16 protein-coding genes, 2 tRNA genes and 2 rRNA genes (1 of these 20 running past the window's edge) are annotated in these 24,830 nt (G+C 47.6%); 4 read left to right on the top strand and 16 right to left on the bottom strand.

The window, feature by feature from the left end:
• The first annotated feature begins 19 nt into the window (after positions 1-19).
• Positions 20-508, top strand: coding sequence for a peptidylprolyl isomerase (locus tag E3D00_RS04990; RefSeq protein ID WP_141460488.1), 489 nt, complete (start codon positions 20-22; stop codon positions 506-508).
• Positions 509-545: 37 nt separating this feature from the next.
• Here the strand turns inward: E3D00_RS04990 and E3D00_RS04985 are convergent, their stop codons facing one another.
• The gene (locus E3D00_RS04985) at positions 546-917 is read right to left on the bottom strand and encodes a DUF6525 family protein (protein WP_141460486.1); all 372 of its coding nucleotides are present in this window, start codon (positions 915-917) and stop codon (positions 546-548) included.
• Between the two features lie 127 nt (positions 918-1,044).
• On the opposite strand from E3D00_RS04985, the gene E3D00_RS04980 reads away from it, so the two are divergent.
• Positions 1,045-1,120: transfer RNA gene (locus E3D00_RS04980), tRNA-Lys, on the top strand.
• 65 nt (positions 1,121-1,185) lie between these two features.
• Here E3D00_RS04980 and pbpC read toward each other — a convergent pair.
• The 12 genes from pbpC to E3D00_RS04920 form a co-directional block, all read right to left on the bottom strand.
• Positions 1,186-3,186 (bottom strand): penicillin-binding protein 1C, encoded by a 2,001-nt coding sequence (gene pbpC, locus E3D00_RS04975; RefSeq protein WP_141460484.1) that lies wholly within the window; start codon positions 3,184-3,186, stop codon positions 1,186-1,188.
• Positions 3,183-8,204: an alpha-2-macroglobulin family protein gene (locus E3D00_RS04970; RefSeq protein WP_181442003.1), complete on the bottom strand. Its 5,022-nt coding sequence runs from the start codon at positions 8,202-8,204 to the stop codon at positions 3,183-3,185. Before E3D00_RS04970 ends, pbpC begins: the two co-directional genes overlap by 4 nt.
• Before the next feature lie 125 nt (positions 8,205-8,329).
• On the bottom strand, positions 8,330-9,748 hold the full coding sequence (locus tag E3D00_RS04965; protein ID WP_141460480.1) for a glycosyltransferase family 2 protein: 1,419 nt from the start codon (positions 9,746-9,748) through the stop codon (positions 8,330-8,332).
• Positions 9,749-9,882: 134 nt separating this feature from the next.
• Entirely contained in the window at positions 9,883-11,031 is a 1,149-nt protein-coding gene (glf, locus tag E3D00_RS04960) for a UDP-galactopyranose mutase (RefSeq protein ID WP_141460478.1), read from the bottom strand.
• A 33-nt stretch (positions 11,032-11,064) separates the two neighbouring features.
• A complete protein-coding gene (gene galE / locus E3D00_RS04955; protein ID WP_141460476.1) occupies positions 11,065-12,048 on the bottom strand; it encodes a UDP-glucose 4-epimerase GalE in 984 nt (327 codons plus the stop codon).
• Positions 12,049-12,077: 29 nt separating this feature from the next.
• Positions 12,078-13,445, bottom strand: a complete 1,368-nt coding sequence (locus E3D00_RS04950) for a discoidin domain-containing protein (protein WP_141460474.1) — start codon at positions 13,443-13,445, stop codon at positions 12,078-12,080.
• Positions 13,446-13,474: 29 nt separating this feature from the next.
• Positions 13,475-14,656, bottom strand: coding sequence for a glycosyltransferase family 32 protein (locus E3D00_RS04945; RefSeq protein WP_141460472.1), 1,182 nt, complete (start codon positions 14,654-14,656; stop codon positions 13,475-13,477).
• Between the two features lie 293 nt (positions 14,657-14,949).
• Complete coding sequence (locus E3D00_RS04940; protein ID WP_141460470.1) at positions 14,950-18,141, bottom strand: type I restriction endonuclease subunit R; 3,192 nt, start codon at positions 18,139-18,141, stop codon at positions 14,950-14,952.
• A 51-nt stretch (positions 18,142-18,192) separates the two neighbouring features.
• Entirely contained in the window at positions 18,193-19,491 is a 1,299-nt protein-coding gene (locus E3D00_RS04935) for a restriction endonuclease subunit S (protein ID WP_141460468.1), read from the bottom strand.
• Positions 19,488-19,790 (bottom strand): nucleotidyltransferase family protein, encoded by a 303-nt coding sequence (locus tag E3D00_RS04930; RefSeq protein ID WP_141460466.1) that lies wholly within the window; start codon positions 19,788-19,790, stop codon positions 19,488-19,490. Before E3D00_RS04930 ends, E3D00_RS04935 begins: the two co-directional genes overlap by 4 nt.
• Positions 19,787-20,191, bottom strand: coding sequence for an HI0074 family nucleotidyltransferase substrate-binding subunit (locus E3D00_RS04925; protein ID WP_141460464.1), 405 nt, complete (start codon positions 20,189-20,191; stop codon positions 19,787-19,789). Before E3D00_RS04925 ends, E3D00_RS04930 begins: the two co-directional genes overlap by 4 nt.
• Positions 20,188-21,801: a class I SAM-dependent DNA methyltransferase gene (locus E3D00_RS04920; RefSeq protein WP_141460462.1), complete on the bottom strand. Its 1,614-nt coding sequence runs from the start codon at positions 21,799-21,801 to the stop codon at positions 20,188-20,190. The genes E3D00_RS04925 and E3D00_RS04920 overlap by 4 nt, the downstream gene beginning before the upstream one ends.
• A gap of 208 nt (positions 21,802-22,009) precedes the next feature.
• On the opposite strand from E3D00_RS04920, the gene E3D00_RS04915 reads away from it, so the two are divergent.
• Together E3D00_RS04915 and E3D00_RS04910 are read left to right on the top strand one after the other, a co-directional pair.
• Complete coding sequence (locus E3D00_RS04915) at positions 22,010-22,225, top strand: hypothetical protein (protein ID WP_141460460.1); 216 nt, start codon at positions 22,010-22,012, stop codon at positions 22,223-22,225.
• Between the two features lie 3 nt (positions 22,226-22,228).
• Entirely contained in the window at positions 22,229-22,474 is a 246-nt protein-coding gene (locus E3D00_RS04910; RefSeq protein WP_141460458.1) for a hypothetical protein, read from the top strand.
• A 478-nt stretch (positions 22,475-22,952) separates the two neighbouring features.
• Here E3D00_RS04910 and E3D00_RS04905 read toward each other — a convergent pair.
• From E3D00_RS04905 to E3D00_RS04895, 3 genes are all read right to left on the bottom strand, one after another.
• Positions 22,953-23,029: transfer RNA gene (locus E3D00_RS04905), tRNA-Met, on the bottom strand.
• A 40-nt stretch (positions 23,030-23,069) separates the two neighbouring features.
• Positions 23,070-23,184, bottom strand: a 5S ribosomal RNA gene (gene rrf, locus E3D00_RS04900).
• An 84-nt stretch (positions 23,185-23,268) separates the two neighbouring features.
• Positions 23,269-24,830: ribosomal RNA gene (locus E3D00_RS04895) — 23S ribosomal RNA — on the bottom strand; it runs 1,175 nt beyond the window's last position.

Genomic DNA, 24,830 nt, shown 5'->3' with positions numbered 1-24,830 from the left:
TTTTTGGAAGGTTATAAGAATGTCTAATACTACAGTTCCTGAAGGCAATAAGCTCGTTTTTGAATTAAAAGACGGCCATAAAGTAATTATAGAACTCCGCCCTGACTTGGCTCCCCTTGCTGTTGAGCGTTTAAAGCTTCTTGCTTCTGAAGGCTTCTATGACGGTGTAAAGTTCCATCGTGTTATTGAAGGGTTCATGGCTCAAGGTGGAGACCCAACAGGCACAGGTACAGGCGGAAGCAACTACCCCGACCTGAAAGCCGAGTTCACCGACAAAGCTAAATTTGAACGTGGCACACTCGGCATGGCACGCACCATGGCGCCCCATACAGCCAACAGTCAGTTCTTCATCATGTTTGAGAATGTCCCTTCCCTCAACGGTCAGTACACCATTGCTGGTAAAGTGATCGAAGGCATGGAACACGTTGATAAAATCAAACGTGGCTCTGGTTCCTCTGGAATGGTTCAAGATCCTGATCACATCGTTAAAGCTTACGTAGAAGCTTAAAATACAGCTCTCTGGGCATGTTTTGTTCAGAGAGCCTTTACTTCTTTTTAAATGTGCGCAGCACTGTCGCCTGTGCTGCATCATGCGGATAAGCATCTCCACACGCTTGATAGTAATGCTCCGCAAACGCTTTGCGCTCAAGGCGCTCACAATAATCCAAATAACGAATTAACGCTTTCTCAGCGCGCACGGTACGTCCGTAGATTCTTTTGTAGTGCTTCCATAGCATCAGCACATTCACTGACCACGCATTATAAGCATGATCATTCACACGCTGTTTAATTGAGGCCGGAAGAGCATCGAACGCATCCCATTCATTCCCTGTATATCGACGCCAGATTTCATGCCGAAGGGTCTGATCATTATGCTCTGAAGATATCGGTTTCTTATCGGAAGCAGATGTTTGCATTGCGCTATATTATAGTTATGTTATAACATATCAATATGTTTTTCTAAAAAATATCCACAAATAATGACTTTTTCGCCTCTTACCTGTTGACGATCATCCCAATGTAAGGTAGCCATCGCGCCATAGTGAACCGGTAGCTCAGTCGGTAGAGCATTCGACTTTTAATCGAATGGTCGTGGGTTCGAATCCCACCCGGTTCACCATCTTCCAGAAAATAAAAATACTATGGTATAGTTGGGCGCCCAAGTAGCTTATCGTCCAAAATTGCCTACCGCACCCGAACAGTTGCGGATGCACTACGTCCCTCTGCGTCTATAACCGTTATATGCACAAAGCCGGGGCCATCTGGTACCCAAGAAGGGGTTCCCCCTGTGGGTATATTCAACACATGCCCATTCACAATCCATCGGTAAGGGGCAGTCCCACCCGTTGCTTCAAACCCAATCGGTGTAGCCGTGCCATCATCAGAAAAGCTTTCAACTGTCGCTCCATCTGGCGGGGAAACAAGATGTGGGCCTGATTTTTCTGGTAACGCAGCAAGCGAAGGTGCAATCCGCCCGGAAGCCCGCGTAAATGGCTCAAGTGTATGGGGGCCATTTGGCAAAGTATCCATAATTTGTGCCATTACCGGAGCCGCTACTCTCAGCCCCGTAATACCTGGGCTTGGCGCACCATCTGGCCGCCCCCCCCATACAACAACCGTCCATCCATGCCGCACTCCAGCGGCCCACGCATCACGTTGACCGTATGATGTGCCAGTTTTAAACGCCAAGCTTCGATCGGGACTATTCAACATCCCTGTCGGTAGCGGTGTCCCACGTAAAATAGAAAGAATCTGCTGCGCCACCTCTCGACTGAACAAGCGAACCGATTGTTCCTTCTGCTCTTCCGACCGAACCACTTTTAAAGGAGCACTCAAGCCATCACGAGCCAAAGCATTATATAACTGCCCTAGATCTAACATTCTGACCCCGGCCCCGCCCAGCGCAATGGCGAGATTGGGCGATGCACCACGCGGCAGACGAATATCTATTCCGCTATCCAATAAAGTCTGGGTGAAATAACGTGCTCCAATAAGATCCAAAGCGCGCACAGCCGGTAAATTATAGGATTGTTGTAACGCTGTCCGTACCGTTGTCGCCCCATGGAAAACACGATCATAATTCCGGGGTGTATAACTTGAAAAACGAGCAACTTTATCCTGCATTAACGTCTCAGAAGAAAGAAGCCCCTGCTGAAAGGCTAATCCATAAATAAAAGGCTTCAGCGTAGAGCCAGGAGAACGCCAAGCCAGTACCATATCAGCAGCACAGCCAGGGCACTCATTCCCCGCATTACCGACCCATGCCGCTACCGTTCCATTACGACGAACAACCAATGCAGCCCACCCACCACGCCGCGGTGGGTTACTCATGTGTAAGATGCGCAGCACTGTTTCCTGCTGCTCCCGATCAAGGGTTGTCCGCACAACCCCACGCACCTTCATGTGCCATTCATGCGCAAGTAATGAGGGAGCATCATGACATGTACGTCCTTTATCTAATCGTAAAGGAAGTGATTCAGGGGGCAGCATATGAATATGCGCCATAATCGGCTTCATTGCGCTCAAAGCTGCCTTGGGGTGACGATCAGGGCGTAAAGCAGTTGGACGCCGCGGAAGAGCAACCAGTAATGCTGCCTCAGAAGGTGAAAGATATTTCGGTTCGTGCCCAAACCAATGTAATGAGCCCATACGAACGCCTTCTATTGACCCTCCTTCTGGTGCAAGTGTGACATACAAGTTCAAAACACCTCTATGACCATACCGCCAGACAAGCTGAATCGCCCGCAAAGCATCCTCAATCTTGCCACGCCAACTATGCCGATGTGGTGTTAAAAGCCGTGCTGTTTGCATAGCCAGAGTAGACCCACCCGAGACAATATGCCCTCGAATCACCAATTGGCCTGCGGCGCGCATTACTGCAAATGGATCGACCCCTGGATGCCACCAGAAACGACGGTCTTCCGTTTTTAAAAGTAGTTTCTGATATACCGGATCAATATCCATTGGCTTTATGGGTAAACGCCAATACCCATCCGCACTGACCCGCGCATCCAAAGAATGACCATCCTGATCATGAAGGATCAGTGCATAAGCCTGCGCACGGCTTAAATCAGGAGGGAATACACGATCCGCTACAAAAGCTATCCCTCCTATACATACCCCCCCAAGGACAAAAGCGCGTATTCCAAAGAATACACGCCTCTTCCCCCGGATATGCAGGATCATCGTGCGGTAATCGTCGTAACACCTGCCGCTGAACGCGCAGTCATGGTTGGGCGGTACTGATCTTTCACGACCGTTTCTGGGCGCAAGAACGTGCCCGGCGTAACAGCCCGAACAATATAAGCGACACGGAAGCTCGACCTTCCAATATCTTCCATGTTGCTGTTTGCATCCCCATTAGGAGATAAATCAAACGCGGCAACAAAACGATCATCCTGTATCGAAGCAAAGCGGGTATCGCTCGTTACCCCCAAGAAGTCATACCCTTCATTCTTGGTGTCTGTGTCGTCTTTTGCACCAATCTGATTTTCAGGATCATCTTCAAGTTTCTTTCCTTGAGCAAGCCCTTCAATTTCCCATCCAGCAGGTAACATATCCACAAGCACACAATGGTGCTGATCGTGATCTGTTACATTCCCTTCAATCACAACGATAAAACGATCATTCTGGCGTAATTTTGTGACATCCACGGGTTCACCATGCATCCCACGTGTGGATACATTCATGTTAAACCCTTGTGTGATTGGCTTGGAAACATCTTTAGGAGAGCCTGTAACCGTCACAGCAAGCCACAAAGGGATCGAGCCCGAATTGGAAACCGTAAAGCCTTTCAGCTCTGATGTTTTAGGCGTTACAGAGAAAGGCAATTGCAGAGGCTGGGGCTGTGCATGCCCATTCACAGAAATCCCTACACCTGAAACATTCTGGTTCATAGCCGCCACCGTTTCAAGCAGATCCATCTTGCTCTCATCCGACAATTCTGCAGGGCCAAGAGTCAAACCCGAAAAACGATCCGCCAACTTCTGTGCTAATCCGTGATTGCCAGATTCAGCTGCGAGAGGGGTAAGGCCTGCCAGATCACGCACATACGTCCAATACTCAAAGTCAAGCAATCCAGGCCGACCAACACGCGTAGGGCCAAGAGCATCGACCGCCATGCCAAACGTATCGTCGCTTTGTTTATGTTGGCCAGCCAGAGCCAAGCCTCCCGCCAGATGACCAAGCGCTAACGCATCTGCTCGCGTTTTATCACTGGCAGGCCCATCTCCCCAGAAGAGCGTACGGGTACCACTACCGCCTTCGGTATTGACGTTATCGTATAACGCCCGCAAGGCAGGCGTATTCAGACGCCCTGCACGCGCTAACACATAAAGTGCGTATGCCTTGCTTTCAGGCGTTACAGCTATATCACCAGAGCTGGAGCTTTCGTCCGATCCATTCCCTTGGCCCTGCTCCGTTTCCAACCAGTCTAACGCATGGCCAAGTGCTGCATCAGGCACCGCATACCCCGCAGCCTTAGCGCGTGAAAGAAAATCAACCAGATAGATTTGTGTCCACGGTAATGTGCCACCGTCATTTAAACGCCAATCCCCAATTCGGCCGCCTTCATCCTCACGGTCCAACAAGGCCGCAATCGCATCTTGAACACGTTTATCTGGCCCACCGGGAATGGTCTCTAAACCGAGTTGCTTATGCCCTTTGAACAAAAGTAAAGGCCGAGCTGCCGAAGCAAGGCTTTCTGAAGAGCCCCAAGAGAAACTTTCTAAAGATTGGAGCAACCCAACGGTATCAATTCCACCAACACCCGAGTAACTCAACGTTAACGCAGCACCGGGTTCAAAAGAATCTAAAAGTGCTGGGTCAACGGTATAGCTCTCACCAGATGCCTGCTTATGCATAACAGAAGTCGTTAATGGCATATGGCCAGAACGTATCTGAATATCCCACGAACGGGTTAGAACTGTTTTTCCATTCTTATCGTGTAAAGCCAGATGAAGATGAGCAATCCCAGCCTCATGAGCTGTTAACACTGTAGAGAAGCTTTTGCGCTCCCCTTTAGCCAAATCAGATGCAAAATCATGTGTTTGTGGAAGCGTAAGCGGCCCATCTACGGTCAAACTCACCGTGTAATGTCCTGCTTCTCCATCTGTATTTACCAAAGAAACAAGACTGGTTGCCGTATCTCCAGGGGCCATAAAACGCGGCAAGGTCAGATCAGCAAAGACAGGATCACGAACAATCGTTTCTGCCTGCCCTGTTCCAACAGCATCATCCCTCCAGGCGGTGCCCATCAAACCCAATGTTCCTTCAAAGTCTGGTACATTAAGCGCAACTTGAGCATGGCCATTCGCATCAGGTGTCACATCGCCGGAGAATAATGACACAATGTGTGTTGAGGTCACGGCAAGTGAGGCGGTATCCCCCTCTTCTCCACTGCCAACATCACCCCCTTCATGAATAGTTCCTGCCGTTCCAGTCGGAGAGAGAAGGTGAGCGTATGTATCCGTTACATCCACTCCCAGCTCACGCCGTCCATAAATCAGATCAAAAACATCAGGTTGTTTCCAAGCCGTCAGCCCGAGTATACCTTTATCAACCGCCGCTAACGTTACATGGACTGGGCCAGACTTCCCTCCCGTAATCGTGACAGGAACAACCATCTTCCCTTGGGGACGACTTTCTTTTGGCGCATCAATTGATACCCCTAAGCGATGAGCGGATTGATCCAACCCAATATAGGCCACACCAACCGCTCGTGTTGGCTCGTGCGCACGTGCCGGCGTTTGAAGCGACCGATACAGCGTCACCAACATATACGCTCCACCGGCCCAGTCTGCACTGGCGGTCACCGGCACATCGACCCCACCTTTGGGCACATTAATGTTACGAACCGACTCTACACGATCCGTCGCCATAACGATCTGCGCCTGTCCTGCAAAAGGCGCATCGATATGAACGGTCGTTGTTCCATCTGCCGCAAGGGTTTTGTCTTTCGGTGTGACCACCAAGCGGTCTGGAGCATTGGGTTTATCATCCCCCGCAGACCACCAACCAACATAAAACTCACGAGAAGATGCACTTCCTGTTGCAGGGTCTGATACAATCAAACGATACCGTGCGGGGACCAACGCAGGAGCAAAATGAGCACGACCATCACTTCCTGTATCGGTTGCACCATGCTGAACCGGTTCATCAATCACATGCTCGCGAAAAGACCACCGACCATCATCATGGATCCAATCATACACTTCATTTTCGCGTACAATTGACCAAGCTAAATTATGCAATGCTTGCGGCTTATTATCTGGTCCAAATGTAACAACATCCATTGGAACAGATACAGCTTGCTGATCATCCCCTCCGCCGCTGTCTTTAACCTTAAGGCCGATCAGCGGACGTGTACGCGTTAACGGCATGGTGAGGGTTTGAGCAACACTTCGGCCAGCCGGGTCTTGCATAGATGCCGTAATCGTCGCCTTCAAAGGGAGGCTCAAACCCTGAGGGATGTCAGGATGAACGGCGATTACCGAACGTCCTTGTGCATCGGCATCTGGAACGGAAAGCTTTTGCTCGTCTCCCGATACATGTTCTGTATTCAAACCAAAACTATAATCATCAAACCCAGCAATTGGCGCATCATCAAGAGAGATTTTTACCCGGCCATCTCCGTGTAATCCGGCAGCAGGTGCGCCATAAAGATATTGCCCATCCAATACAACATCCAATGCTCCGGACGTAGGAAAAGCCTTTGCTGTAGACGTTAATTTTACCCCAAGCGTTTGAGGAACAAAATCTTGAACTGAAATCTCTGTCGTTCCAATCGGAGGCAAGGTCGGATCAGAATAAGCACTGATCGTCCACCGACCGTGAGGAGCACTGCTGGTCAGTTGCTCTGTCGTTACAAAGCCTCCACTGGCTTGCGCGGGGAGCACCACCCGACGCACCTCAACTCCATCAGGTCGAGAAAGAGCAAGAATGAGCGGTTGTGAGGAAATAGCCTCACCCTTATGATCCCGCAACAACGCGGTGATATTTACGGTCTCTCCTGGGCGATATATGCCACGATCTGTTACCAAAACCGCTTGCTGAGCCTTGGAAGTTTCGTGACCATCGACTCCACGATCCGATAAATCAAACCATGATCCATCCACGCGTATCGTTGCAGTATCTCCATCAGGAGCAGTCGCAAGAATTAAACTGGGGGTTTCAGCTTCTTTCCCATTCATGAGGCCCGATGCAAAAACCGCCTGTCCTGCATCATCTGTTGTGACCGTTCCAAGCTCATCCGATCCTCGCGACGTCAGGGAAATCTTTATTCCCACCATCGGCTCTGCTGTGGCAAGCGAACGTGCAAAAACGTGCAAACCATCACTTCCGCGTATAGCCGAGAGCCCCATATCGGATACTTTAACCCAATGTGCGGCAATCTCCTTTTCAATATCCGCTTCAGATAGTGCTTCAGACGACGCGTCCGCCATAAAGCTTCTATCTTTTGGAGTTGCAGCATCTTCAGCTGTTACAAGATAAATACCCGCCTTTTGCCCTTGAACGACACCTGCCAGAGGAAAAGACTTTGTGGACATTATGTTCTTTACATTATCCACATCCAGCGTACCGGACCAAACTTTTGTCAGTTGTGTTTGTCGTAACTCGTCAAGTTGAGAGCGTGTTACTGAAGAGGCCGCCAGATCAATATCATCATTCTTTATTAAATGCTCTATGGAAGGTTGTGACATACGCCAAACGGCAACACGCACACGATCCATGTTAACCGTCTGAATATCAATGCCAGAGGCTGTCCGCTTGGGAAGGATATAACCAGCTCCTCCCATCGCGATTTGTGCTTTGCGATCTCCTGTCATCACGGAGACTGAAACGGGTGCGGAAAGACGATTTCCGTGAGCATCCGCCATTCCGGGAGAAACCGCTATCCGATAGCGTGTTCCCCATGCAAGGCCACCGATACATAAATCATGATCTTCCACTCGAAGGGCTGGATGCACTTGTGGTGTCACCGTCACGTGGTCTGCGTAATGTGTGACGGCTGTACTATCGAGCGTTTGGTCAAACCTTAGGCATGCTTCAGGTCGTTCTCCCCCTGTATTAAGGGTCAGACGAACAAAGCCTAATGTTGTTTGTTCAGAAGAAGCCGGTATTTGCCGTTGTGCCACGGCAGAATAAAAAGGTGCAAATGCACATAACGCCGTAAAAGCAGTCAAGGCAAAATAGCGGCTTTTCATCTTTCGAATAACTTTCATCCAAATCAATAATTGGGAGAGAGTTACTCTACAAGAATGGAAATAAGCAACAGAAAATATTGAATATTTTATTCAATAAGGAAAAACACCGAGTATAAAAGCATTCATTACGCCACTCTATTCCCGTAGATCTGTATTTGAGTGAAATGAAGATATGTATCATTCCCAAGAACTACAATTTTAAGAAACCGCAAAGGTATTCCTTCGTCACTTGTCCAAATAAGAGGCGTTCCGTCTGCGCCGCCAAAAGGAATACCATCTCGTTTACTATAAAACTCAGTCCATGTTTCACCATCATCTGAAGAGAAGAACGCAAGATTAGCAATCCGCTCTACAACATCATCAAGCCGATTAAAAACGCGAACCTGATGAATTATATGACGGTTTTCTAAATCCACCTGCCACCAAGGATCATTTTCCTGCTTCGTATGGTTAGCCGGATAATTACCAATATTTCCTGAAAAAACCTGCTCTGCATCTTCTTCTACAGATATAGGAAAAACCGTTGAGGATTGTGTAACTGAACCATAATCAGAAATTAATGGCCATTTAGGTAAAGGGAATACACATTTTTTGTGACTATTTGAGAGGGCCGTCCAATAATCAGAAAGATATCGATCTTCTACTTTGTTGGTTAACGTCAAAAAAATGTTTCTTTCTAACTGGTTCATAGAGATCCATTGCTTTTGCTGAATGAAATTCCCTGCAACCCCTCGATTATATCGCAATTCAAAATCTTGCTCTGACTTTACATTAAAATGAGCAATATAGCCCACATCTAAAATCTGCTGCATATTATCACCATCTTTCAAATATGCCCATATTCTATTGGGGAAATCATCATAATAATTTCTCATATCTGCACCCAATACATTAATACCACGCATATCAGGAGAAACATTCATTATATTATGATGAATAGCCTCATGAGGCTTTAAGAAAAACTCACGATAGGAGAATGCTCTTGCTTTTGTCAGAATTTTCGTGAGTGGAGACAGCCCTTCCTCTCGATGAGTGTAATTATTAAGAACATCTCCTTTGGGACGTTTTTTAAACCCACTCGTGCCATATAATGACCAATTAAAATACAACGCGTCAAAATCATTATATTTTTTGACATGGTGTTCAACAAATTTTCGAATATTATTCACACCTTTTAAGCAAATAAACTCATCTACGTCTAAAAATATATACCACTTCGTCTCATGAGAGTAATTATACAAATAATGCAAAAACATTTGGTATTGAGCGCCTTTAATGCCATAATGCAAAAAGGTAATTTTTGAATTTTTTTCAATTATTAACGGAGAAAGTTCTCTATATAATTCGCTAGGATCATCATCATTGCAATAAATATAAAAATGCTCAAAGCCTATAGATAAATGATAAGCTATCCACTCTTTAATATAAGCCGTTTCCCAACGAGCCGTCGTCACGATACTATATTTATACTTGGGGGAGGGCCACTCCCCCTTATTTTGTGCAACAGCTTTAGGAGTTTGTTTATAATTAATTAAATCATCCATTGAACAAATATACAATCATTATTCCACGTTGTCATTAAAGCTTTTGGGTCATATTTCCTAACTTGATGCGGCCTTCTTACCATTAAAAAACATAAAACAACTCAATATCAAATTACCAAAAGCTTACTTTTACGCTAACTTGGATCGATAAAAAAAGTCGGTATCTTAAGCTTCTTGGACAGAAGATCATCTAATTGATCACAAGCCTTTAATGCCTCAGAAATAGTTATATCCATATCTAAGTAACGGTACGTCCCCAGACGTCCTAAAAAAGATACACCGGATGTATTTTTTGCTAAAGAAATATAATTATCTAACATCGTTTTTTCATCAACCAAACGAATTGGATAATAAGGGATATCCTTAGGTTCTGCCAAGCGACTATATTCTCTAAAAGCGACTGTTTTTTCTAAAGAATCTGCTTCCCAAGGAGCAAAATGCTTGTGCTCTGAAATACGAGTGAAGGGCACCTGCTGGTCACAATAGTTGATCACAGCAGCTCCCTGATAATCCCCAACAGTCTCAATACGCTCAAAATCTAATGTGCGGTAACCTAATCTTCCAAGAGAAAAATCAAAATAACGATCTATCGGTCCTGTATAAAAGACATGTTGAAACTCTTCTTCAACATCTTCAAATTTTGTGTTTAATCGAATTTCAATATTGTTTGAGTTCAAAATATTTTTAACAATTTCAGAATATCCATTTTCAGGCATCCCTTGATATGGATGATTGAAATAATTATCATCGTAATTAAAACGTAAAGGTAACCTCTTAAGAATAGCTGCAGGCAACTCTTTAGGCTCTAACCCCCACTGTTTTTTTGTATAGCCATGGAAAAAGGCTTCATATAATTCATGCCCTATCATCGAAAGGGCCTGCTCTTCAAAATTTTTTGGTTCTTGAATTGACTTATCTGCCTTTTCTTCAATAAAAGCTCGTGCTTCTAATGGAGACATAGTTTTATTAAAAAACTGATTAATTGTTAGAAGATTAACAGGAAGAGTATATAATCGCCCCTGAGAAATGGCTTTTACCCTATTCGTGTAAGGACGAAATTTTCCGAACCTCTGTACATAATCCCATACACGTTGGTCTGCTGTATGAAAAATATGAGGTCCATAACAATGGACCATGACTCCTGTTTTTTCATCTCGTTCAGTATGGCAGTTTCCAGCAATATGCGAACGCTCATCTAACAAAAGAACCTTATATCCTTGCTCAGAAAGATGCCGCGCAATAACTGCACCACTAAATCCCGCTCCAACAATGCAAAATCTCATTACTCTATTCCATAAGCTAAAGAAGTATAACTATCACTCATATCCATTTGGATTTTTTTCACGCCACAGAAATGCTGTTTCCACAATACGATCCAAATCTCCAAAAAGTGGTGTCCACCCAGTCTCCTGTCGAAGAGTAGTTGAATCAGCAACCAGCAAAGAAGGATCCCCTTCACGCCTAGGTCCTACCTCCCACGGGACTTTTCGACCGGTTACACGCTCAACGCTTTGAATCACCTCAAGATTGGAATACCCATGCCCGTTTCCAATATTATATACGACACTTCTATCATCTATTTGCGCTAATGCCTTAACATGCGCCTCAGCCAAATCCGTAACGTGAATATAATCACGGATACATGATCCATCCTTTGTCGGATAATCTATGCCAAAAAGCTTAAGTTTTGGACGTCGCCCTAAAGCAGCATCAATCGTAAGCGGGATTAAATGTGTTTCTGGGCGATGATCTTCTCCTGCTCGACCGAATGGATCTGCTCCCGCAGCATTAAAGTAACGCAAGCAAGCACTTCGTAAACCATATATTGAATCCGCCCAGTGAAGTACTCGTTCGATCATGAACTTACTCTCCCCATAAGGGGAGCCGGGCTGAACAATCGCAGTTTCAGGAATAGGATCTAAACGCTCGTCACCTCCAAACAGAGCAGCCGTGGAAGAAAAAACGATCTTTTTCACTCCATGCGCGACACAAGACTGAACAAGGTTTAACGCTGTAAGATAATTTTGACGTAAATAATAAAATGGATCCCGCATGCTCTCCCCGACAAGGGAAAGAGCCGCAAAATGAAGAACCCCGTCCCAAGGTCCTTGCGCAACAACGGCAGAAGTTGCTTCGTAATCGAGAAGATCAACGTGATGAAAAGGAACACCTAAGGGAACTGCCTTACGATGGCCAGTACTCAAATTATCAAGCACTACTACATCATGACCAGCATCAAGTAAGGCAAGAACAACATGGCTACCGACAAACCCTGCCCCGCCTGTTATAAGATAACGCATCCCAAAATCCCTTTAGAAATAATCTGCTTTTAATAGCTATACACCTCTATCTGATTTAACGCCAAAGCCTCATAATCATCTAATGTTACTCGAACAAAACGCGCAAAGTTTCCTCTCTTAAATTTAATCGCAATCGGTTTTAAATCACTAGAATCCTTGAAAACCCCATCTGTTTTCATATATTTAACTTCCCAATCAAATCCATTTTCAGAAAAAGATATAAAAAAGTCATTGAAAATATGGAAATTAACAGGTCTCACATAAATTACTACAAATCTTATTTCCGCGAGTAACTCCAAATCTATTTGAACCCAAGGATTTTTTTCTTTAGCAGTATGAGATTTAGTCTCAGGAATAATCCGCCCATCAACTAAAAGAGCCGCATCTTTCTCTACAGATTGATGCGTCGAATAATGTGACACCGATGATTGGGTGGCAGGTTTTCCCAAGGCCAAATTAATTGCCGGAATATGCTCAATCCATTTTTCCGAAAAAGCAAAATCCTTAAAACGCTCTAAGAGACTAATATCCTTTTCTTTTATTATATTTTCCAACTTCTCAACAAAGGAAAAATCACCTTCTTGAGCCATCGCTTTTACACCACTGTATAAGCTGGTTTTTTTATCAAATAATGCAGTTATATGATTAACAATTAAATTCTTTTCTAAAAACTCTTTCCCCACAACAGGATGGCATATAGAATTTCTCCTATAATATTTTGTATCAAACACATATTTATGATTCATAAATTGATAATCAGATGTATCAATTATATCATCTAAATTAATAATTTTTATACCTTCAGTCGATAGAGCACATGAAGCTACAAAACTTTCACAATATGGCCACTCATTTTCATTTGAAATGGCCTTACTTATCATAAGCCTCTTAGCGTATAACTCATCAACAAAGTTACTTGAAACTGCAACAAATGGAAAAAAAGATCGCCCTGTATTTTTAAACCATCGTTTTGATTTTTCATGATAAGGCGCATGAAGGGAGCTATTAACTTCATCTACTTTCGCTATAAAATCAATGTTTTGTTCTAAAGAAGTAACTAATAGACCTTCAATGTCAAAATTAATTATCGCATCATTTTCTACTAGCACATAAAAATCATAACCAGGCTTCTTTTTTCTTAAATCATATAAAACGTAATCTCCATTATAATGCAAATTATTATACGAAGCAGGCCAATGAGGCAGTTCTATTGCGCTAAACATATCAGATGTATGTGAAACTTTTTCAAAGTGCTTTGTATCAATAATACCGTTAGTCTCATCAGCCATAACGACAAAATCAAAATTCAGGGTGGCTGCATATAATTTACGAGCTAAAAAGTCAGTAACTTCATTCCAATAATGCGTCCTGAACGCAATAAGAATTTTTTTTTGCACGATCGCCTACCTTCCAAAAGTACTTTTTATTAAGCCGTATACCATGACGGTAAAATATGTTTGTAAGGCGTATGAAACTCTTCAATGTACTGATTGAAATCATCTTGGCTATAAATCTCTATTTTATTTTCCATAGACAATCCCTCATCTCTCCGATGAATCAAACGATTGAATGCACGATTAAAAACACCTGGACCGGTTTTATACGCAATAAATAGACCCTTATGGAGATAACTATTCCTATACAAACTTAGCAAGCAATCGTTAAGTATTGGATTATTCTCTGCAGAGCCAAAAAAATCATTATGAACAACAAATTTTCTTGTTAAAAAATATACCCCCTCTGAGTTTACACTATCAATAAATTTAATACCTTCCTGAGATAACCTGATATCTGCATCCAGCCACCACCCACCAAGAAGATTAATTACATGCACCCTTAAAAAATCAGCAGCTTCAGCAGGATGACGAGCACTCAAAAATAACTCTCTAGTTTCTAATCCATAATTTTCATATAGCCATTCAGCAGCTTCTTCTTTATCGAAAACCTTAACCGACAAACTCTCAATACTTTGGTGATAATCTATATTTTGCTGAATTTCTTCTGGGGGATTTTTATCCCAATAAAAGAACAAGTTGTTAGGTATTTTTTTTATGCTTGTTCCTTTTACCTCTCCAAATAACGAACTTCCAAATTTTTTTAACGCCAACTCTAAATAAAGATTATCAATCTCTTCCCCTGTATGAAATTCCTCATATGCATTTCCTATAGTTTCTAAAGCCAAATCAACATTATTCTGCTGCCAACCTAACTGTATCCCCTTAATAAAATTATAATATGGTATAGAAAACGATTTCAAAGTATCCAGATCTTTTTCTTCAATAGAATGTCCAGCTTTCATCAAACACAACAATTTTGTCTGAAGAAATGACTGCGCTAAAGGATAATGAGCTGGATTTTTATCATGCAAATCAAATCCTTCTCCATAAAAAGATGCTGCTTCTAGCACCTGCCCATCTGTATGGAGGATATTAGCTAGTTCAAAGCAAGCTTCAACAGTCTCACAACCTTTAGCGTCGTAAACACTTTTAGCTCGAGGGTTAATATCCAAAAGCTTTATAAGTTCTTTTTTTCTGTTTTCTTGAGTAGAAACTTCATTTTCTTCAGTTCGGACTGCGTCCCAAGCAGAAATATCATCATTCGTCATCATGAAACTTTCCTTTATATATATATATCAAACACAGTCCAAAACAGGATTTTCAAGGAACATACAAAAATATTTCATTCTAAGCTATTATAAAAATATTTTTGTATGTTCCTTAAAGGTAAAAACAGCTAGCAACAAAGCAACGTTTTTCAGTCTCTCTAGTTTTAATTATAATCTAATGAGGCTGTGGGGATTATAGATTTTGATGGGGAAGTGGTTGCGGGGGTGGGATACCAACTTTAGCGAACACATAACCCCGGCCCACCAACCCAACAAAAACCGCAGTTTTCAAACCATCAAGCCTTCGCAGCCCATGAGGGAGCGAACTCTTCAGCCTGTTTGAGAATATAGCGGATGGCCTCTTCTGAGAAATCAGGCGGGTATCCGTGCTTGCGGAGCAAGCGCTTGACCTCTTTCCGCATTTTAGCGCGGGCCTGCGCCATGATGGTCCAGTCCACCGTGGCATTATTGCGGATCGTGACGACAAGCGCACCGGCAAGCGTACGCAAAGCGGGGTCTTCCATCGCCTCTTTCGCACTCTCATTGCGTGAGAGCGCATCGTAAAACGCGACTTCCTCTGGCGATAGACCCAACTCTTCGCCCCGATCACGGGCCTCCGCCATCTCCTTTGCCATGGCAATCAACTGCTCCAGCATCTCAGCCGAAGTCAGAGCATTGGCATGATACCGGGCTACGGCTTTTTCCAACCGCTCCGAGAACCGTTCAGCCTCCGTCATATTAGACGCACCCCGCGTGCGGATCTGCCCTTCTAACAGCTTCTTTAGCGCTTCAATCGCCAAATTACGCTGCGGCATCTCTCGCACTTCATGCAAAAACGCATCCGATAAAATCGAAATATCGGGCCGCCCAATCCCTGCGGCTTCCATAATATCGATAATATCCGTCGAGATGACAGCGCGACTGATTAACTGCTTAACCGCTAGCTCCCGGTCCTGCACGCTCCGGCCACCTTTCACATCGGCCACCTTCTTCATCAACGCCGCGCGGACAGCCTCGAAAAACCCAACCGCATCACGCAATAGCTGCGCCTGATCACTGGCCGAGGCCAGCGCATAAGCAACCGACAAGCCCTTTACAGCTTCAGGAAAACGACGCTCAGCCGCCCTGCGCTCTTCATCGGATTTCGCTTTCACCATGTCCTGTTGTTGCTGTCCCAGCACATGATCCAACGCACCGGCCATAGCCTGCAACTTTCTCTGCGGCGTCGCCCCCTCCGCTAAGGCTGGGCGATAATCAAATCCTCCCGGCTGACCCGGATTGAACATCGCCTCCACAATCTCATAGCGCTCCAGCATCATGCGGATCGCTTCGTCCTCATCAATCCCGACCTGATCCCGGTCCCCGGCGGAGTACTGTCCCAGCGCCTTCTGCAAATTCTGGGCCAGCCCGATATAATCCACCACCAAACCGCCCGGCTTACCCTTAAACACCCGATTGACGCGCGCAATCGCCTGCATCAACCCATGCCCGCGCATCGGCTTATCAACATACATAGTGTGCATGGACGGCACATCGAACCCGGTGAGCCACATATCCCGCACAATCACCAATTTGAGCGGATCGGCATTATTCTTCATGCGCTTTGCCAGCAATTCCCGACGATCCTTTGGCTTTTTCCCAATGTGGGGTAACCATTCCTGTGGATCAGACGAACTCCCCGTCATCACCACCTTAATCACACCATCATGATCTTCTGTACCGCCCCATTCCGGGCGTAAGCGGATAATCTCGTTGTATAAATCCACGCAAATGGCACGGCTCATGCACACAATCATGCCCTTGCCATCAAGCGCGGTCAGACGCGCCTCAAAATGAGACACAATATCCGCCGCCACACTCCGCAAACGCGGCTCTGCTCCGACCAGCGCCTCAACCCGCGAGTATTTCTGGCTTAACTTGTGCTCTTCATTTTCCGAAAGCCCGTCGACGATCTCCGCCAACTCGTCGTCCAACTCGCCCGCTATATCCTCATCAAGCTGGATCCGTGCCAGACGGCTCTCATAATAAATGGGGACCGTCGCGCCATCTTCCACCGCCTGCGCGATGTCATACACATCAATATAATCGCCAAAAATGGCGCGCGTGTTAGAATTCACCGTCTCAACCGGCGTACCCGTAAAGCCAATAAACGACGCATTGGGCAGCGCATCCCGCAAATGCTTTGCAAAACCGTACGACACAGCACCGGTTTTATTGTCAGCTTTCGCCTTCAGCCCATATTGGCTGCGATGCGCCTCATCCGCCATCACGACCACATTGCGTCGATCCGTTAAAAGCGGGAGTTCTGTTGCGCCCTCTTCCGGCTGGAATTTCTGCAACGTCGTAAAAATCACACCGCCTGATACACGTCGCAATAACGACTTTAATTGCGCGCGATCTTCCGCCTGCTCCGGCTTTTGCCGCAACAGCGCCTGCGCCCCGGAAAATGTCGCGAAAAGCTGATCATCCAGATCGTTACGGTCCGTCAACACAACAATCGTCGGGTTGCCCATTTCTGGGTGTCGCGCAATCACCCCGGCATAAAACGTCATCAACAGGCTCTTACCGGAACCCTGCGTATGCCAAATAACCCCGACCTTCTTATCCCCAGCCTCCCCCGTCAGGCCACCAGTCGCGCGGACCGTCTGCGTCACAGCACGGCGAGCAGCGTGGAACTGGTGATACCCCGCTAAAATTTTAACTGGGCAACCGTCCTTTTCCGTAAACAGCACAAAATCACGCAGTAACGGCAGAAACCACCCCGGCGCGAACACACCGCGCAGAACCGTCTCCATCTCTTCGTGGTTTTTCGCAATAACCTGCTCACCATCCACCGTACGCCACGGCATGAAACGGTCATAATCCGCCGTGAGGGAGCCAACCCGCGCTTGTGTCCCATCCGCAATCACCAGCGCTTCATTAAAGCGGAACAGCGATGGAATATACTGCCGATAGGTCTGGAACTGGTTCCACGCGGATTCCAACGTCGCCTGTTCGGAGCTTGGGCTTTTTAATTCCACCACACCCAGCGGCATACCATTAATGAACAGCACAATATCCGGCCTGCGGTTCACATCAGGCTTTTCAACCACAAATTGCCGCACCGCCAGAAAATCATTAGACCACGGATCGTCAAAATCCAACAACCGCACCCGGTCGCCCGATTGTGTCCCATCCTCCCGCACAACATCGACCGGCACACCGTCAATCAGATAACCATGCAGACGGCGGTTTTCCTCCACATGGTCCGGTGTGTCCTCCCTCAAAACGGCCCGCAAGCCTTCATCCTGCTCACTTTCGGATAAATGCGGGTTCAGCCGTGCAATCGCGGCTTTTAGCCTCCCCTCCAACACAACATCTGCCAGTGAATCCCGCTCTGGGTGCGCGCCACCGGGCGAGATATCCGAGCCATCCGCCAGTGCATATCCTGTTTCACACAGTATCTCGCAGGCCCAATTTTCGATGTCGTTTTCGGAGAGGAAGCTCATGGAGTTAGGCGGCTTTCAGGCAAATAGTGCACGGAGAAACAGGCTGAAACATCATAAAATATCCCCCACCATTTTCTCCGCATCCTTGATATGTATTTCTCCGGACATAAGCTTAGGGAGGAGAAGATCGCGCATTTGGGCAAGAGAGCTTATTTCATTCGAATTTTGTTCAATTTTCTCAAAAAATCTTCCTGTTATTTGAGAAAATTGTTCAAACATCGCCTTTGAACCTACGCTTACGTTCAATAATATAACTTCACTCGGTTTAACCCTTTGATGACTCTTAGAGGTACCCGTAACCATAGACACTATCTGTTCTTGAAATTTTTCACTTACACAAATGCAATAAACTAAAGACCGCAATAATTCTGCGTGCGGTAATAGAACCAAAAATTCGGTTGAACATACCTTGGTATTTTCTTGCTTTTGCATACTTGTTAGCCAGACACGCTGAATCTCAGGATTCAATTTTGATAGAAGAATAGAACCGCGAGCTACAATAAACTTTCCACTTTTTATGGATATTCCCACCTCACACACTGGAGTTTTTCCATTGTCGAAGGCTGGCAAACTATAATGCTCAAATTTTTTGTCTGGGAAAGCCGAAGGGTTAACGGTTTCTTTGCATAAAGAAGCCAAGTCTTTAAGAGAAACCACCACCCACCCAACGGGCTTTCCGTCGTCATCGAGTTGATTGGGGAACATGTCCCAGATGTCCTGAGCGAGATAAGGCTTTTGCCCGGCCATTTTTGCGCGCGTTGGTCCGAAATCGACGAACCAGTCCTTAAACAACGCCCGCGCCATCCCCTCCAGCGTCTCATTCATCCGACGGTTCAGATCAATCTTATCGTCAAGGGCGGAAAGCAGAGACCCAATACATTTTTGTTTCTCAAATGATGGGTAAAAAATGGGGATAGACCGTAAAGATTTTTGACTAATCCCCGGGACAGTTGTTCCAGTCGAGTAACTCTCGATTATTTTCTGCTGCGATGGCGAAGATAAAAGATAACGGAGAAACGTATTATCTAAAGTGCCATCTTTCCCCCGCAAACAAACTATGCGCTGCCCCAAAGCATATTTAGCTGTTTCTTCGTTAAGCTGAATAACTTCCCCCATCGGACCTTCGGTAGTCATCACAACGTCACCAGCACGAGGTAAACCTCGCACCATCCATGTCGTATAATAATCAACATGAATTTTTTGTTCTATCGGCTGCTGCAGTCCCGTAGTTTTTACAACTTTCGCCGACAAAACAGGAATTCCCACTGGCGATTTAGGTGGGCTTTTTCCTCTATAATCCAGCAAAACCTCAATACAGCTTTCGAGGGTACTCTCTTGCCAATTAGTCATAAAATTATAGTACCTGAATTATAAATTATTCCCCGAAACCGCGCATCGGCCTGCGTCCAGTCCAGCACATCCACCTTCCACGGCAGGTCAGCCTCAGAAAACGCCTCCTCCAACCGTGCCCGCACGGCTAAAGGCAAAGGCTCATCGCCCATAATCGCCAAATCCAAATCTGAGAACGGCTTGGCCTTGCCCGTCACGCGGGACCCAAAGACGCGCACCTCCCGGTCTGGGACAATGTCACGCAAAATACGCTGCACAATCGCCCGTTCTTCCGGCGTAATATCCACCTGCCCCGTCACTCTGCCCGCTCTTTCAACGCTGCCAACAGAAAACGGGCTTTCTCAATAAAGTCTGGAATGGTCGCCACAACCTGCTTTGCGGAGGATTCATTGTAGGTATGGCTGGTCATGTTCCGCATTTTCCGAAACACGCTCCATTGCGGCCACGCGCTTTTGAGCAAACCCGCTTCATTGGCGGAGCGGATTAAATCCGGAAAACCCATGCGGTCATATTCATCGGGGGAGGCCGCGATGCTCTCCCAAAAACGCTTTAAGGTCTTGTGACTAAGCTCATAGGTAAATTCAAAACGCTGAATCAGCCCATCGCGCAACTGCTCATCATCCGGCTCCCCTGCATGGCGCGCCCAGCCTTCTATCAAACGGTCCAACGCACGCTCTAGGGGGGTAAGATACAAAGTCATTCCGCGCCCTCCGCCACAATCTGCTTTAACGATGCGCTAATTTTCGCGTTCAGAGCCTCCCCTTGCTGGAATTGCTCCTGCAAGGTTTTCTCCAACGCTGCAAAACGCTCCGCAAAGGGCACGCTGTCTTCTTCTTGTTCTTCTGCGCCCACATAACGCCCCGGCGTCAACACAAACCCATGCTGCGCGACCTCCTCCAGCGAGACAGAACGGCAGAACCCGGCAATATCCGCGTAGTCCTCCGCCCCTTTCTCGCCGCGCCATGCGTGATAGATGGCCGCAATTTTTGCCACATCCGCATCGGTCAGTTCCCGACGAGTACGGTCCACCATGGAGCCAAGCTTACGGGCGTCAATAAAGAGCATCTCACCGCACCGGTCACGCCAGTCTTTCGGTTTTTTATTCCGGGTCAAAAGCCACAGACAGGCCGGAATTTGCGTGGAATAAAACAACTGCCCCGGCAGTGCGACCATACAATCCACCACATCGGCTTCCACCATGCGGCGACGGATCTCGCCTTCGTTGTTTTGATTGGAGGACATGGAGCCATTGGCCAGCACCACACCCGCTACCCCATGGGGGGCCAGATGCCATAAAATATGCTGCAACCAGGCGTAATTCGCATTGCTGGCCGGGGGCTTGCCGTAATCCGTCCAGCGCGGGTCTTCCTCAAGCGCGTCATTCCACCAATCGGAAATGTTAAAGGGCGGATTAGCAAGGATATAATCAAAGCGCAGATCCCGCAGTTCATCGCGCAGGAAGCTACCCTCATTGTTCCAGCGAATATCCGCACCAATGCCCCGCACAGCAAGGTTCATCTTTGCCAAGCGCCATGTGGTATGGTTGCTCTCCTGCCCATAAATCGCAATATCACCCAGCTTGCCGCCATGTTCTTCCACAAAGCGCTCAGACTGAACAAACATCCCGCCAGAGCCACAGCACGGGTCATAAACACGGCCCTTATAGGGTTCGATCATCGAAACAAGAGTTCGCACCACGCTTGAGGGCGTGTAAAATTCTCCGCCGCGCTTGCCTTCTGCCCCCGCAAAACCTCCAAGGAAGTATTCATACACGCGGCCCAGCACGTCCAGCGCCTGATCGTCACTCCCCCCCATACCGATCTTGGCAATCAGGTCGATCAACTCTCCCAGCATCACACTATCCAGCGAAGGACGGGCATAATCCTTCGGCAAAACCCCTTTCAGTTGCTCAGGATTAGCCTTCTCGATCTCCAGCATCGCATCATCAATGATCTTGCCAATCCCGGCCGAACGCGCATTCGCCTGCAAGTGAGACCAACGTGCCCCAACCGGCACCCAGAAAATATTCTCCGCCAGATATTCATCCGCATCTTCCGCCGCAATCGGATCCTCCGCCATCAGGGCAGCATGACGGGCTTCAAAGGCGGTGGAAATATACCGTAAAAAAACCAAGCCAAGCACGACATGCTTGTAATCAGACGCCCCAAGATTTTTCCGCAGCTTGTCCGCCGCCTGAAACATCTGTGCCTCAAAGCCCAAATTGGCCATCGTCGCTTTTGCCTTCGCTTTCGCGGCAGGCTTCTTAACGGTAACGTCTTCAGGATTTTTGTGTGGGCGTCCGCGCGGCATAGCGTTAGGCTTTCGTCATTCTGGCACTGCTGCCGCCTTCTGCGGCATCCCTCATTTTCGCAATATTTCGACACTCTGACAATACCGCAATTCGGTCCCCCGCTTAGACGATGCGCTCACCCTCACACCGGGCGATATTGTTGATCTCGCCGCCTTCTACGACGCAGGCTTCCCCAATGGGGCCAAGCAGAAAAACGCGCTCTGGCGTATGCTCCGTCAACTGGACATTCCCCTACCCGATTTTGCGCGTGATCTCCACCGCGTCAAAGCATTGTATGATTTCCTTGGTGGCCATCAAGGCGGCATTGTCACACCATCTTTTTCACCACACCCAACCATGGAGCTGAAAGGCCAAAAGGGAGAGGGCGCACTTCAGCGAAAATCTACGATTTTCGCGCGCAATCCCGACGAATACACGCCATGAGCCGTGGCACTTTACTCCTTGAACCATAGTGGCCTCTCCGCCACCACGGGTCTGGGTAAAACAGGAGCACGGTTAGGCTATATCTGCTGGAAGCGCCACAACGCCGTTATTCTAGGCGCACGGCACCATGGATTGCCGCCATTCATTATAACAGGCCCAGCAACCCGCATGTTGCAGGCACAGGAACGGGAACACGATCTCTGGCCACAGGGCACACCCCTACCACGAACGCGCAAAAGAAAAGCATAATGTTTGCATTTTTCTTACATAATCAACTTCCCTCCCCTGGGGGGGTGTACCCAGATGACGAAGAGAAGAGAACGCAAGCTGTTCTTCCCCCAACATCTCGGAGTGCCTGACATGGCTACAAAAACAAAACGCACACCCAAAGCGCGCCAGAGCGCGCACATCCCCCTCTTCACAATGGTGGTCCATGATGGGACCATGCCCCAACACATACCAACCCTCCCCGATAACCTCGCCGCTGTGTACGCTTCGAAGGTATCGACCTTGGTGACCATCGCTCAACGCCCCGAGTATTCGTCTGGAGGCCACGGGGGCAGTCCGCAGCCTGGATTGATCGTGTCATTGTCACATGGGATGGCGGATACATAGCGTTGAGCTTGAGGGTAAATTGGTGGCATTATTGCACGCGGCACAAACGCAAAAATCCGCAACGGACCGGAAAGGTCGTGCGGTTGATGTGTTATCTGAAAATTCGTTAAGATGGTTGCGGGGGCAGGATTTGAACCTGCGGCCTTCAGGTTATGAGCCTGACGAGCTACCGGGCTGCTCCACCCCGCGCTGGTGGATATGTTGGTAAGGATTGAGGGTAAGCTAGGGGACCTGGCGGCGACCGACTTTTCCGCACCTTAAGGTGCAGTATCATAGGCGCTGAGGGTTTTCACGTCCGAGTTCGGGATGGGATCGGGTGTAGATCCCTCGCCAAAGCCACCAGGTCTTCTAGCTCACCCTATCATGAGAGGGTGGTGATTGGGTTGGTGTATTGAATGAGGAGTGTGACTGATTTCTGTGCATGTGTTGATGTGAGAGGTATGAGCGATTAGGACCGGTTAGCTGCATGCATTGCTGCACTTTCACACCCGGCCTATTAACGTGATGGTCTATCACGGCTCTATGAGACCTCGTTTTGAGGTGGGTTTCCCGCTTAGATGCTTTCAGCGGTTATCCCGTCCGCACTTAGCTACCCGGCTGTGCCGCTGGCGCGACAACCGGTGCACCAGAGGTGCGTTCATCCCGGTCCTCTCGTACTAGGGACAAATCCTCTCAAGTCTCTTACACCCACGGCAGATAGGGACCGAACTGTCTCACGACGTTCTAAACCCAGCTCACGTACCACTTTAATCGGCGAACAGCCGAACCCTTGGGACCTGCTCCAGCCCCAGGATGTGATGAGCCGACATCGAGGTGCCAAACCTCCCCGTCGATGTGGACTCTTGGGGGAGATCAGCCTGTTATCCCTAGAGTACCTTTTATCCGTTGAGCGATGGCCCGTCCACGTGGGACCACCGGATCACTATGGCCGACTTTCGTCTCTGATCGAGCTGTCACTCTCACAGTCAGGCGGGCTTATGCCATTGCACTCAACAGCCGGTTTCCGACCGGCCTGAGCCCACCATCGCGCGCCTCCGTTACACTTTGGGAGGCGACCGCCCCAGTCAAACTGCCCACCATGCAGGGTCCCGGACCAGGCTTACTGGTCTCGGTTAGACATCAGAAAAATTCAGGGTGGTATTTCAAGGATGGCTCCACCGGTGCTGGCGCCCCGGCTTCAAAGCCTCCCACCTATCCTACACAGAATTTTCCTGATGCCACTGCAAAGTTGCAGTAAAGGTTCATAGGGTCTTTCCGTCTGACCGCGGGTACCCCGCATCTTCACGGGGAATTCAATTTCGCTGAGCCGATGCTGGAGACAGTGGGGAAGTCGTTACGCCATTCGTGCAGGTCGGAACTTACCCGACAAGGAATTTCGCTACCTTAGGACCGTTATAGTTACGGCCGCCGTTTACCGGGGCTTCGATTCAACGCTTGCACATCTCCTCTTAACCTTCCGGCACCGGGCAGGCGTCAGGCCCTATACGTCATCTCTCGATTTCGCAGAGCCCTGTGTTTTTACTAAACAGTCGCTACCCCCTGGTCTGTGCCACCCACTGATGGTTGCCCACCAATGGGTCTCGTTTATCCCGAAGTTACACGAGCAATTTGCCTAGTTCCTTCAGCATCGTTCTCTCAAGCGCCTTGGTATTCTCTACCAGTCCACCTGTGTCGGTTTCGGGTACGGTCTATATGCCAGAGCTCTTTCCTGGAATGGTCAAAAAGCCTGTTCAATCCGTTAAGGACAGACAACATTTTCCATTCGTCACTTCTGGCAGGCCTAGGAATATTCACCTAGTTCCCATCGACTACGGCTTTCGCCCTCGCCTTAGGGGCCGGCTCACCCTGCGTGGATTAACCTTGCGCAGGAACCCTTGGACTTTCGGCGACAGTGTTTCTCGCACTGTTTGTCGCTACTCATGTCAGCATTCGCACTTCCGATATCTCCAGAGAGGGTCACCCCGTCTCCTTCGCAGACTTACGGAACGCT

Source organism: Swingsia samuiensis (genome assembly GCF_006542355.1).
Lineage (GTDB): Bacteria > Pseudomonadota > Alphaproteobacteria > Acetobacterales > Acetobacteraceae > Gluconobacter > Gluconobacter samuiensis.
The sequence above is the reverse complement of the archived record's forward strand: the minus strand, read 5'-3'. Positions and strand labels throughout refer to the sequence as shown.

Coding starts and splice junctions, on each gene's coding strand:
- E3D00_RS04990 (WP_141460488.1), top strand. CDS start 20: ATGTCTAATACTACAGTTCCTGAAGGCAATAAGCTCGTTTTTGAATTA.
- E3D00_RS04985 (WP_141460486.1), bottom strand. CDS start 917: ATGCAAACATCTGCTTCCGATAAGAAACCGATATCTTCAGAGCATAAT.
- pbpC (WP_141460484.1), bottom strand. CDS start 3,186: ATGATCCTGCATATCCGGGGGAAGAGGCGTGTATTCTTTGGAATACGC.
- E3D00_RS04970 (WP_181442003.1), bottom strand. CDS start 8,204: ATGAAAAGCCGCTATTTTGCCTTGACTGCTTTTACGGCGTTATGTGCA.
- E3D00_RS04965 (WP_141460480.1), bottom strand. CDS start 9,748: ATGGATGATTTAATTAATTATAAACAAACTCCTAAAGCTGTTGCACAA.
- glf (WP_141460478.1), bottom strand. CDS start 11,031: ATGAGATTTTGCATTGTTGGAGCGGGATTTAGTGGTGCAGTTATTGCG.
- galE (WP_141460476.1), bottom strand. CDS start 12,048: ATGCGTTATCTTATAACAGGCGGGGCAGGGTTTGTCGGTAGCCATGTT.
- E3D00_RS04945 (WP_141460472.1), bottom strand. CDS start 14,656: ATGATGACGAATGATGATATTTCTGCTTGGGACGCAGTCCGAACTGAA.
- E3D00_RS04940 (WP_141460470.1), bottom strand. CDS start 18,141: ATGAGCTTCCTCTCCGAAAACGACATCGAAAATTGGGCCTGCGAGATA.
- E3D00_RS04935 (WP_141460468.1), bottom strand. CDS start 19,491: ATGACTAATTGGCAAGAGAGTACCCTCGAAAGCTGTATTGAGGTTTTG.
- E3D00_RS04925 (WP_141460464.1), bottom strand. CDS start 20,191: ATGACTTTGTATCTTACCCCCCTAGAGCGTGCGTTGGACCGTTTGATA.
- E3D00_RS04920 (WP_141460462.1), bottom strand. CDS start 21,801: ATGCCGCGCGGACGCCCACACAAAAATCCTGAAGACGTTACCGTTAAG.
- E3D00_RS04915 (WP_141460460.1), top strand. CDS start 22,010: ATGCTCCGTCAACTGGACATTCCCCTACCCGATTTTGCGCGTGATCTC.